This is a genomic window from Peribacillus sp. RS7 (genome assembly GCF_041956845.1).
Lineage (GTDB): Bacteria > Bacillota > Bacilli > Bacillales > DSM-1321 > Peribacillus.
Genome location: NZ_CP168135.1, coordinates 4,054,207 through 4,065,599, shown reverse-complemented (window position 1 = coordinate 4,065,599; position 11,393 = coordinate 4,054,207). Strand labels below are relative to the sequence as shown.

Below are 11,393 nucleotides of genomic sequence, written 5' to 3'. Positions count from 1 at the left end.
GGAGTACGCCTTGTGAAAATTCTATTTAGGTTGATGCCTACGTGAATTTACCTGGCTCCCAAACATTAAAACCGCGTGAGAGGCTCGTGTAGTTTCTGGTGGGTCAGATTTCCACGCGACCCCGCCATCCTTTTTAAGAGAATTTCATTTATAATTTACCATTTAAAAATTGGGCTTCCCCTAGTCCAAAACTCCAATCAGCATCCCCATTGGTAACAATTGAAACCATAATATCATTTGGTTCTATTCCACAATTTTCTCCCAACTCTTGAACCAAAACTTTATAAAAATATTGCTTCTGATCTTCCCTTCTTTGTTTACTAGTTACACTTATTACTACTAAGTTCTTACTTCTCTTAAAACCTAACCCGGTATCTTCTATTATTAATTCATGAGCTGGATGCTGATGAACTATTTGATATCGATCTTTTTCGGGTACATCGAAAGCTTTAACAACTGCCCGGTGAGCAGCATCCAATAGCTTTCTTAAAGAATTCTTATCTCGCCCTTCGATTAAATCAAATCTGATTAGTGGCATTATAAATACCCTCCATAGTTAATATTTGATTACGTTACCCTGGTGCTAGCATAAATAGGATTACTTTAGAGTTAGAACTTTTCATCTACTCTATACGTTACTTTTTAATCCTAAGTAAGGCATTTTTTACAACTAGATTTCCCCTCGATAAATCGAACAGTACTGGATTTCGCATTACTATTTAATGTGTTGACCCCGTGTATCCTTTTAAAGGAACCCTCTTATTACATCTTTTGGCCCCATTGCAAAGTCAATTTCAGCATCTGTTGCCACTTGGCCATTAACAAGGTGAAACATTCCTGTTAATTTTCCTTTATTAGAATTATGGTTCTATACTATAGTAATTGTTTTTGCACCTGCCCCTCTGTATAGGTAGTTGCTTTTAAGTCTATATAGAGAGAGCGAAAACGCCCAGGCGAAGAACCCATTGCGGTAGTAAAAACACGAGTAAAATAGTGAATATTTTTAAAGCCGGTTTCTTCCGAAATATCTTTAATGGATAAATCTGTTGTTTTGAGTAAGGTCGCAGCTCTCTGTATTCTCTCATTTTGAACAAACTCCGAGTAACTTACACCTGATTCCAAGACAAATATTCGAGACAAGTGCCGACCGGATATATGCAAATGATTTGCTGCATCAGTAAGTTTTAAAGGCTGTGTTAGATTATCCTTGATATACAATTTAGCTATATTAAAGAGTGAAGAAGCCGTTTTGGGAAAGGTATGTTGATTATCATTATGTGAATGAGAAACAAAAGTTTGTACTAACGAAAGAATGAGGGAATAAGCCAAATTTTTTAGCATTTCCTCGAAAAAAGCTTGTTCGGTCTTTGTCGCTTGGATAAGCAGGGATTTCCAAATTAGTGCAGCCATCATATCCTTTTCTTCGTTCAAATTCATAATCACTTCAGGACATTGCTTAGTCTCCTCCATGATTTTTATCCATTCGTCACTTGATTCCGATTCTATCAATTCAAACGCAACATAAAGGAGAGATAGTCCGCTTTCACTTTTTATTTGGTGCAAAACATCTGGTTTTGAAAAAAACATGGTATTTTTTTGTAACGGATAGGTACAATCATCATCCATATACTCCCCTTCCCCATCCACTACAAAACACACTTCAAAAAAGGAATGTTGATGAAGAAGATTATCATAATGAGCTGGCATGCCCCCCCAATAGTGAACATAAAAAGAAGCTCCATTGTGCGCTAAACGATGAACATATTGATTCAAAGCCATTTTTCCCGCTGTATATTCATTTAGATTCAAAAAAAGTCCCCCTAAAACGGATTGTTTACTTACTGAACATAATAAAATGCATGTAGGGATTCCTCCGAATAACATATACCAGGCTACAATAAAAAGATTATTACTGGATTTTTAACTATCTAAAAAGGTTTATGTACCTTTCATCCGTTTTCTTCAATTTTTCTTTATATTCGAAATGGTAAAGTTAATTATTTTAAAATTCAGAAATTTAATGATATACAATTGGTTTACACTTGTTCACCTTATAAGGATAGAATATGCTAAACAATGAGAAAATCTGGGCTTTTAAAATAGCTAATAACCTTATAATAATTCAGTTAAAGAACTTTTAAAAGTCCTCTACTCAAAATGTAATATTCCCTTGGGTGGCAAGCCATATATGGATCTAGTTCAATTTTCTATTTTACTTTTATATAAAGTTATTATTGAAAATCTCATTTACAATTACAGGACAATACATTTTAACCAATGTTATTTTATGAAGACTCCTTTTAATACTTTGACATTTTGTTTTCAAATAAATATTCCACTCGGCATCTTCACCATTAGTTCTTATGAAATTTGTCACTTATTGATTGCTCATTAAATGTAAACGCTTTATATTAGCTGGAAGTTTAACTAATAGTTACTTACTACATTTGTAATTATAAGATATTATGTAGGAATCGTATTTCCATTTTGAAGACACCTTTTTATACTTTAAAGACATATTATCAAACAAACCAATGATCGATAGAGAATGAATGAAACATACACAAAAGTAAAAAGCAATCCGATTACTTTGATTTAAAATCAGAAAATGACTTAATAGTCTGTGGTGAATAACTTGGCAATTATTATTGAAGTGATGCTGGCTCAAGGGCAAGTCCAAATAAGGTGGAGAAATGTGATAACCTTTGGCTCATCCCTTGTTTCAAGCCCGGAACGCACCATCCACCACTGCATCAGAAGGCAGATGATGATCATCCAGTCATACCGTGGCAGGAAGGGAAGTGGCATGATTTTTGTAAAAGCCAAAGAGGCAAAAATAACGACAGGAAACAAACATGATAGGGCCTGCTCCCAACCAAAATGAACGAGTGGTTTTAGTGGTTTTAGTGGTTTTAGTGGTTTTAGTGATCTCATGATTTGTGCCTCCATTGTTGAATGGTTAAATTCATGAGTAACTCTTATCCAGAGGGAGGACATTTCAAAATTTTTGGAGTACCTTTGTTTAGCGGATTCATGTAAGGAGTATAGTCAGTTATCTTTGCCAGACATGGAGGAGATTAAAGGTTGAACTGGTTAAGTGGCCACCGTTTTTGCTAGTAGTACCTCTGCAGCTGCGTTTGAATTTCTTCACCCACATTATTGGATTGACGTTCATTGGTGGTTATCTGGACTTGTAATTATCGTTTTTAGGCAATCATGGGGCACATACGAGGTTGATGGAACTCGTTACCGTATGCCACTCGCACTTTCTTTTTTGCTCATCGGATTTTTTATATGGATAGCCGAAAATATCGCAACATTCTTTGGAGCGTGGGAATATCCAAACCAATCCGATTCATGGAGTATCGTTCATCTAGGAAAGGTGAGTGATGCTTCTTAATAGTGATTGTTAGCTTTCTTATAGTAGCGACGTTAAAGCAGGTTAAGGGAAAAATCCCACTAGGATAATTGGACTCCAGAACAAATTATGAAGGAAATACTTAACAGCGATTGTTATATAAATACAAAAAATAGAACAAGCCCTTCTCCTGCAAGGGATAGAGGGCTTGACTTTTTTTATGAACATCCTTATAAAATTCCCCTTCGAATGTGCCACTGTCCAATTGCCCCTAATCATGATTCTTCATCAATAAAATTTCCCCATTACAATTGGGTCCCCCATCGAAATTGCATTTCCATCAAATTCACCACCATCATGTTCCGATTGGGAGTTTACATGCAGCGACCTTTTTTTGGTTAAAAACACTCCTTTAAGCCCCCTCCTCCCACATACCCGTAATTAACCCTGAGAACTGGAAAATTAATTTCATTTAAAAGCTCGTCCTTTCGATTGAACAATTTGAATACACCGTCGTGTACGATAATATCATCAATGAACTCTCCACGAATCTCCTTTCAAATCGCAAAGGTGCTAACGGTAGCTCCTACTGCAACTTCAGAGGACCTAATTTCCCTTTCCACTTTTTTCACCCTCTTTCCATCCTCACTTAAATCATCATAATCATGAATTTTGTCCCTTGGCAGATCAGTGCTATTGATTAAATTTTTCAACCCAGGAATGGTCACACAAGTAACGGAAGCTGATAACCTTTAAACCTTTAACTACATTTGAAGTGTAGGTCAGGATCAAAAAAAATGATATCGTCGATCGAGAATCCTACACATTCAGCGAACATATACGCCTTATCAATTCGCAAAGGAATCTTATATTGTTCATAATCAATGTAGGTTCTCTTGGCCATCTTTAGCACTTTAGCCATTTCGTCTTGAGTTAATCCTTTATACTTCCTCGCTTGTTTAAGTGTGAACTTAACGTTTGTCATATCTTGTCACCACCTGTCTAAAAAAATGATATCACACTTGAAGTATAGTTTTCAACAAATTTTTGTAAAATTCACGCACTTCAAGTTTACTCACTTTCACTCATAGTGTATATTCAAGTGAGAGGTGAAGAAATATGCACATTGGTGAACGTATTAAAATGTTAAGAAAAGAAAGAAAAATGACACAAGAAGATTTGGCAAATATATTAAAAGTGGCCCCAACGGCAGTATCAGCTTGGGAATCCGGACGGAATAAACCTTTAATGGATAAATTGAGCATGATGTCCTCATGCTTTGAAATCCCGCTGTCCCACCTTATTGAAGGAGCACCAATCGTTAGAACCAATCCTACAATGGAATTTTTAAATGAAAAGAATGTAAGATTAATTGGTGTCTACGGAAATATCCCTGCTGGAGAGCCTAATTTCACCAACGAATATATAGAAGCGTATATGCCGACATTAAATTCCATGCTAAAATCGAATGAAGAGTATTTTTTCCTTAGAGTGAAAGGCAACAGCATGAACAAAGAATTCAGTGACGGATCATTGATCCTTGTTGAAAAAACAACCTACGTCGAAAGCGGAAAAATTGGTGTGGTTTTGGTAAATGGTCACGATGCCACAGTCAAAAAAGTGAATATTAATGAAGAAAATATCACACTCATGCCCTGCAGCACGGATCCTTTTTATGAAGAAAAAACCTATAACATCAAAAATGATAGAGTCCGAATTTTAGGAAAAGTGGTTCAAGCCATTAAAATATACGATTAATATCCATCACTAGGGTTTCAATTGCGGCAATGAATAAATTAATGACAGGCAATAATACATTAATTAGATTCAATTCGTTCCGTTCAGGCCTGTATTCCCTGATACATATTAGGTACAAATCATTTTGGTTTGTGCTTTTTAGTATTGTTTTTTGATGATTTGCCTTATCCAAAAGATATAAATTTGTGTCAACCTATTAATAAAGCATACCTTACATTAGTAAAGGAGTGAAATGATTCATGCAATATGATCGATATGAAACCAGGATACCGTCTCCTGGACATTATTCCTATATAGCAACTTTCCGAATACGATGAAAAGTTCATCACCAACTTATACAATTCCTACAGAACCAGTTTTCTTTGACCATTTACTGATGAATTTAGGAAAAACAATAACTGCCGTACCAATAAATGAATCCTTAAAGGGAAAACTAACGGGAGTCGCTAATCACCAGCAACTGTCAATCGGGGATTTAAAACATCATATCGGTTTTCCTCAAGTTAGTTATTTCATTGAGTGAACGGATTGGCAAATATATGCGTCCGAGGACGCTTTTTTTAGTCTCCTTGCTTTCGAATTGCAGACTATTCCATTTCATCAATCCAACCAAGGTTTTCCTTTAGTTATTACAGTAAATATTTCTCCAATTAAGTAATATCTGTATTTGACAATCACATTTTCAATCTTTTATTCTTCGGTTCACAACCTCATATAAGAATCGTATAATGGGATGATAAGCATTCGCCTCTGTAGCTCTCTAGAAGGGCAGAGCGCCGGAAAACATTGTAGCCACCGGGTCGTAAGGCAAGGGTTTCAGAAGCACCGAAAAGCAAATAAGCTGAGGCAGGTGGAATTCCTGCCGGTGAAAATCCGTAGGGAAGCGTGTTCTCTCCCTAGCCTATGCTTACGAAAGGAGTGCGGGTTCGAATCCCGTCAGAGGCTTGATTCCATGATAAACTGCAATTAATATAGACTGCCAGGCCAGGCTTGATGAATAAGAATGGATTTAGTTATATTCCAGGCATTACATATAATGAGGTGGAATCCATGGTTAATTGATAAGACATTCGTTAAGGATGTTTTTTCTTCTAAAAATAATAAGAATCTTTGTTTATCAGTTTTAAGAATTGGTTTTTAATAGACTTTGTAAAAAATCAACTTTAGGTAATAATATTTTAGTCATAAAATACCATTTCTCTCTTTTTTAACAAAGATTTTCTCTATTATCGAAAGAATGGACAAGATTATTTCTTAACTTGAATATTCCAGAACCAGAAAAAGCCCCTCTCTTTTAGAGAAGGGCTTCCCTGAGTGGTGTGCTTACTGGAAATTATAAATAATTTAACCAGTCAATTATTAATTATTCATTTCACCCGCAATTTCTGGTTTACTGTAATGGTGAACTGACTGTCAAGACCGTTCCAATCTTTAATTTGCTGAACAGTACTGCCATAGGTCATACTTAAGGAATATACGGTGTCCCCACTATCGACATTGTGGTATACAGCAGTACTTTTCTTTGTAAGTTTGAAGCATTTAACTAAACCGTTTACATGTCCGCGAGCCAGTGATTCGATAAAGAATGACGTTTTCAACTTGGCTGCGTCATTGACATTATCAATAAATCCATTTTCAGTCAGGAGTGCAGGCATATCCGTTTCACGGAGTACATGTAGATCTCCTGTTTTTTGTCCTCTGTCTTGGATGTTGATAAGCTTCATGACCTCTGAATGAATATAATCTTGATACGTTTTTGTTACCTGATTAGTTGACGTATAAATGTAATCCTCATACCCAGTGCCGCCGCCAGCATTAATGTGGATGGAGAGGTAGAAGTCAGCTCCCCAAGCGTTCGCTTGATTCGTCCGATCGTTTAAAGAGACGGACGTATCTTGGGTCCTGCTCATTTTTACAAAAACGTTATTATATTCTATTAATAAGATGTCTTTTATTCGAGTTGCAATGGATAAAGTTAAATCCTTTTCTTTCAATCCATTCCCCACCGAGCCTGGATCCGTACCACCGTGGCCGGGATCAATAAACACTTTTACCATTTCGATCACCTCTATTAATCTTATGTTACGCATAAACAAATGCTTGTACACATAACCATCGGATTAAAGAAATTTTATAATAATAGAGATTCTTCTTCGTTTTCCGTACAAGCTGTCTCTATTAACAAGAAATGATGCCCTCCTTCTCCCTTTCGTTCCAAAAAAAATACACCACTGCTGGTGTATTATTACAACCCCATGGACGAGAATCTTTCGACTTCTTGAAAAAGATTCATTCCATTATTTCACTTTGGTAAATTCAAACAAGAGTAATTGCCATCAAACTATCAACAAGGTGATGGAAGGAGATAGAGGGCTTAAGGATTATATTTTAAATTGAATTGGATTAGCGACAAAGATGAACGACAATTAAAATTTGTTTAAAGCTAAACTATAATAAATATTTAAAAATAGGACCTAAAGGAGTTCCAATACTTTTTGAATTTTATCAACGTATAGAAAGAACATAGCCTAAAATAGTTCAACCTTTATCTTTAACATAGCATATAAACAACAATACTCTAAATAAAAGTCTTTGCATTTATTGGCTATGGTTTGTTATTTTTTCTGCACAATCTTTTATCGAGTCAATCACTACAGTTGGTTCGGTTAATTGTGGAAAATGTCCACTTTTTTCAGCGACAATGTGTTTGCTGTTTCTTGACAATGAAAGTAATTCCAATTGATTCTCAAGTCGTTTTTTTCGAACTTCCTCTGGCATCATTCGATTTTCTTGTCCACCTGTAATGACAAATACAGGTATATCGGGAAAATCATTAATTTGATGGATTTGATTTATAGTTTTTTTTACAAAATTAACTTCGTTGAATTGTTTATGTGAAGATAAGGAATCAAACATCTTGAAGATCTTATTAATGATTTTTACTGCCTTGCCTTGATATTCATTAAGACTTATATCTTTCGGGTGGCTGGATTCCAAAAAAACAATTCCTTCTACTTCATTTGGATAAAGTCTGGCATATAAATTAGCATATAAGCCGCCTAGCGAATGTCCAACCAATAAGAAAGGAGGTTTAAAGCCCACTAATGTTAGTGCTTCACGTAAAGTGTTAACAATATTTATCCCGTCTTGGTTTTCCTTCGGTTTATCGCTGCCAGCAACACCCAAACGATTATAGGAAAATACTGATGATGATTCCGAAATTGCCGGTAGGATTTTCATCCAACCCTCCATCGGTCCCGAACCACCGTTAATCAAAACTATATTTGGTTTTCCGTTTCCACTAATATTATATTGTAACGTCCCTTGCAGTGTTTCCACTTTATATTTCTCTATTTTCAATGTATGACACCTCACTTTGTTTACATTCCGTTACGTGTGTAACAAGCGATTGGTTTCATTTATTGAAGTTCTAGCCAAAAGCTAATGGGATTCTAAGAAATACAACTTTTACGAAAGTAATAGGAAAACTGGACATTGGTAGCATTCAATTGGTTTTCAATTTATATTTTTTATAAATCAACCTTACCTTTAACATTGCCAAAAAGAAAAAAGTGCTGAATGATACCCATATAAAATGTGAACTTAAACCCTTAAAAGGAGTGGGCCTATGAATAATGAATGTAGTAAGTTTGAACAATTGGTTCAAAAGTTGGATCCAGGAAATAAGCTCATTCGCACATGGGAATTAAAAGGCGGGATTTCTGCACAGGTGACAGGACTTGAATTGTTACAATCTACAGGGCAAATCATAAAAATGATCATTCGTCAGCATGGTGATAATGACTTGAAACGGAATCCAAATATTGCGGCAGATGAACACAAGCTCTTAGGAATATTGAAATCTGCAGGTTTGCCTGTACCGACTCCCTATTACTTCGAATCCTGCGGGTTTTTTTCCAAACCATGTATACTTATCGAGTTTATTGAGGGCAAGCCAGAGTTCACCCCCTCAAATCTTAATGATCATATCTTACAGATTGCAATCAATCTAGCAAAGATCCATCGTGTTGATTGTGCAAATCTATCTTTATCATTCCTGCCCAAACTAGAAAATTCATATGTAGAAATGTTAAATAAAGAAAGGGTAATCAAGGACGAAGGATTAAATCTGAGCTTAATTAGAGATGTGTTAAAATCATTCATGCCATTATCCTCAATGAATAAGGAAGTGATCCTTCATGGTGATTATTGGCCTGGAAATATATTATGGAAGGAGGATAAATTAGTTTCCATTATTGATTGGGAAGACTCAGGCTTAGGGGACCCTTTGGCTGACCTTGCCAATAGCCAACTCGAAATTTCATTTCATTATGGAATGGAAGCAATGAATAACTTCTCCAATCAATATAAATCCATGATGCCTGAAGTGAATTTTACAAACTTACCCTTCTGGCAATTATTTGCTGCATTACGATTATCTTCATTTCCTGAATGGGGCTTGGAAAAAAGCAAGGAAAATATCTGGCGGGAAAGACACAAGTCATTTGTTCATCAAGCGATTACCCAGATTGGAAAAAATTAATAACCGTTTAATAAGTGAGATATTATTCCTTAGATAAATTCTCTTTCCCCAACTACGGGAAAGTTTATGACAGGTTCATGATGCAGCCATTATTTTTGATAAAGGCATTTATACTAGTCCCTTTATCATTTATTTTCATAAACTAACAATGAGTTTCAAAAAAATATAGGAGGTGTTGAAATGTATAATAAGCCCTGGAGACATCCGAAAGGCAGTCAATGTCCACCACAATATTGCCCACCTCAAACAATGCCTACTCAGTATAATCCGCCACAAACCTCTCCAACAAAGCAATATGTTAAAACAAATGTCATTAACAATGTGATTCCAGTTTTTCATCCGACACATACAACTACCGTGAATAAGCACTTCATCACGTATAAGCATAATTTTCCGCATACCCGAAGTGTCGTGGCAGAGTGTTATACCCAAAGCCAAAGATTTATTTGTGGAGTTCCTCAACCCCCCTGTTTTTCAAGGAGAATGTTAAGATATTAATTAAAAAACCCCGATTCGGGGTTTTATTTCCTTCCTCCAAACCTTTAAAAAACCGGAAATTCAAAGTGGTTATAACTGTCTAAATGCAAACTCCCTATAACTTTTAAAGTGTTGCTTCTTATAAAACTCTTTTGAATCATTGTTTCCAAACCAATAATCCAGTTCAATTAAATCTATATCATTCTTTTTCGCAATTTCATATACCTCATTCATTAGTTGCTTACCATAACCTTTTTGGGTTTGACTTTCAACGATACTAAGCTGATGCACATATACAGATTTATACCCATATTTAAAAGCATTTTCTGGATAGCTTTTTATTTCAATCCAAGCGTAACCAATCGGTTCCTCATGTTCTTTTAATAGAAGAAAAACAAATCTGTCATTTTTAATCAAATTTTTAAAAGTTTCTTCCATTGCGCTATACTTATATTCCTTAAAATACTTAGGATATAGTTTCGCATGCAGGCTGTGAACAGTTTGATTTAATTTTGCAATTACTACATGATCCCAGGTTTGACTAACATACATAATAATTATCCCCCTTTAAAGTATGTACGGATACAGCTATTAACGGCAAGTGGCACATGGACAGTGGATAGCATTAAATATATGAATATACTTTCTGTGGAGTTAGTTCACGAAGCCAAAAATGCAGTTATACCGATACCGACTCTGGATACTACAAACTCCCTCCACCCCAAGTTGCTAAGTTAATAAAAATATGGATATTGTAGAACTTGTCTAAATAACGTATATCTTTTAAAAGTAAGCAGATATGGAGGCTTCTGATGAAACTCCCACAGTTTTTTCCGAAAGCTCACTTATCTGCTGCTTGTTTATTAAGAAAGTCCAAGCCATACCACGTTCAAATGAAATACTAACGTTTATCATAATCATTAATTAATTTTTTACCACTTTACTATTCCGAAGATTCATAGAAAAAAGATTCCGCTGCCCCGAATAGACAAGTCCGTCAAAATTCAATCCAGCCGTGACTTAGTGTTATAATTAGTAGTAATCAGAAGAATAAACAACATTTTGAAAGACTTTAGTGCCTTTCATTAAAGAGGGCTTACCTGAAATTTTAAGTCGAAGAAAACAAAATTTCTTTAATAACTTGATGAAGTCTCACATTATGTTGCTGTTTAGGAATGTCAGATAGGATTCTAATGTAATTCCCTTTTAATTTTAAAAGGGATCCTATTATAATGGGCTTTTACTACCCTTGGCAAT

The 11,393-nt window shown here is 35.4% G+C and carries 10 protein-coding genes and 2 pseudogenes; 5 read left to right on the top strand and 7 right to left on the bottom strand.

Going from position 1 to position 11,393, the window contains the following annotated elements:
- Positions 1 to 148: 148 nt before the first annotated feature.
- The 3 genes and pseudogenes from ACDZ29_RS20415 to ACDZ29_RS20405 form a co-directional block, all read right to left on the bottom strand.
- On the bottom strand, positions 149 to 538 hold the full coding sequence (locus ACDZ29_RS20415; protein ID WP_289324581.1) for a tautomerase family protein: 390 nt from the start codon (positions 536 to 538) through the stop codon (positions 149 to 151).
- A 335-nt stretch (positions 539 to 873) separates the two neighbouring features.
- Positions 874 to 1,809 carry an AraC family transcriptional regulator gene (locus tag ACDZ29_RS20410; RefSeq protein WP_375088489.1) on the bottom strand — a complete coding sequence of 312 codons (936 nt, stop codon included), beginning with the start codon at positions 1,807 to 1,809 and terminating at the stop codon, positions 874 to 876.
- 870 nt (positions 1,810 to 2,679) lie between these two features.
- Positions 2,680 to 2,934: pseudogene (locus ACDZ29_RS20405) on the bottom strand (DUF817 family protein); the annotation flags it as partial.
- Positions 2,935 to 2,976: 42 nt separating this feature from the next.
- Here ACDZ29_RS20405 and ACDZ29_RS20400 point away from each other — a divergent pair.
- Positions 2,977 to 3,468, top strand: a pseudogene (locus ACDZ29_RS20400) (DUF817 family protein); the annotation flags it as partial.
- A gap of 650 nt (positions 3,469 to 4,118) precedes the next feature.
- On the opposite strand, the gene ACDZ29_RS20395 reads toward ACDZ29_RS20400, so the two are convergent.
- Positions 4,119 to 4,343 carry a helix-turn-helix transcriptional regulator gene (locus ACDZ29_RS20395; protein WP_289316901.1) on the bottom strand — a complete coding sequence of 75 codons (225 nt, stop codon included), beginning with the start codon at positions 4,341 to 4,343 and terminating at the stop codon, positions 4,119 to 4,121.
- Between the two features lie 134 nt (positions 4,344 to 4,477).
- On the opposite strand from ACDZ29_RS20395, the gene ACDZ29_RS20390 reads away from it, so the two are divergent.
- Together ACDZ29_RS20390 and ACDZ29_RS20385 are read left to right on the top strand one after the other, a co-directional pair.
- Positions 4,478 to 5,116 (top strand): LexA family protein, encoded by a 639-nt coding sequence (locus ACDZ29_RS20390; RefSeq protein WP_375088488.1) that lies wholly within the window; start codon positions 4,478 to 4,480, stop codon positions 5,114 to 5,116.
- Positions 5,117 to 5,429: 313 nt separating this feature from the next.
- Positions 5,430 to 5,639, top strand: coding sequence for a hypothetical protein (locus ACDZ29_RS20385; protein WP_375088487.1), 210 nt, complete (start codon positions 5,430 to 5,432; stop codon positions 5,637 to 5,639).
- 844 nt (positions 5,640 to 6,483) lie between these two features.
- Here ACDZ29_RS20385 and ACDZ29_RS20380 read toward each other — a convergent pair.
- Both ACDZ29_RS20380 and ACDZ29_RS20375 read right to left on the bottom strand, forming a co-directional pair.
- Complete coding sequence (locus tag ACDZ29_RS20380; protein ID WP_289324578.1) at positions 6,484 to 7,173, bottom strand: N-acetylmuramoyl-L-alanine amidase; 690 nt, start codon at positions 7,171 to 7,173, stop codon at positions 6,484 to 6,486.
- Positions 7,174 to 7,714: 541 nt separating this feature from the next.
- Positions 7,715 to 8,476: an alpha/beta fold hydrolase gene (locus ACDZ29_RS20375; protein WP_375088486.1), complete on the bottom strand. Its 762-nt coding sequence runs from the start codon at positions 8,474 to 8,476 to the stop codon at positions 7,715 to 7,717.
- A 268-nt stretch (positions 8,477 to 8,744) separates the two neighbouring features.
- Here ACDZ29_RS20375 and ACDZ29_RS20370 point away from each other — a divergent pair, with 268 nt between their 5' ends.
- Together ACDZ29_RS20370 and ACDZ29_RS20365 are read left to right on the top strand one after the other, a co-directional pair.
- Positions 8,745 to 9,659, top strand: a complete 915-nt coding sequence (locus tag ACDZ29_RS20370; RefSeq protein ID WP_375088485.1) for a phosphotransferase family protein — start codon at positions 8,745 to 8,747, stop codon at positions 9,657 to 9,659.
- Positions 9,660 to 9,839: 180 nt separating this feature from the next.
- A complete protein-coding gene (locus ACDZ29_RS20365; RefSeq protein ID WP_375088484.1) occupies positions 9,840 to 10,157 on the top strand; it encodes a CotD family spore coat protein in 318 nt (105 codons plus the stop codon).
- A gap of 69 nt (positions 10,158 to 10,226) precedes the next feature.
- Here ACDZ29_RS20365 and ACDZ29_RS20360 read toward each other — a convergent pair whose 3' ends face one another.
- Positions 10,227 to 10,688 carry a GNAT family N-acetyltransferase gene (locus ACDZ29_RS20360; protein ID WP_375088483.1) on the bottom strand — a complete coding sequence of 154 codons (462 nt, stop codon included), beginning with the start codon at positions 10,686 to 10,688 and terminating at the stop codon, positions 10,227 to 10,229.
- Positions 10,689 to 11,393 lie beyond the last annotated feature (705 nt).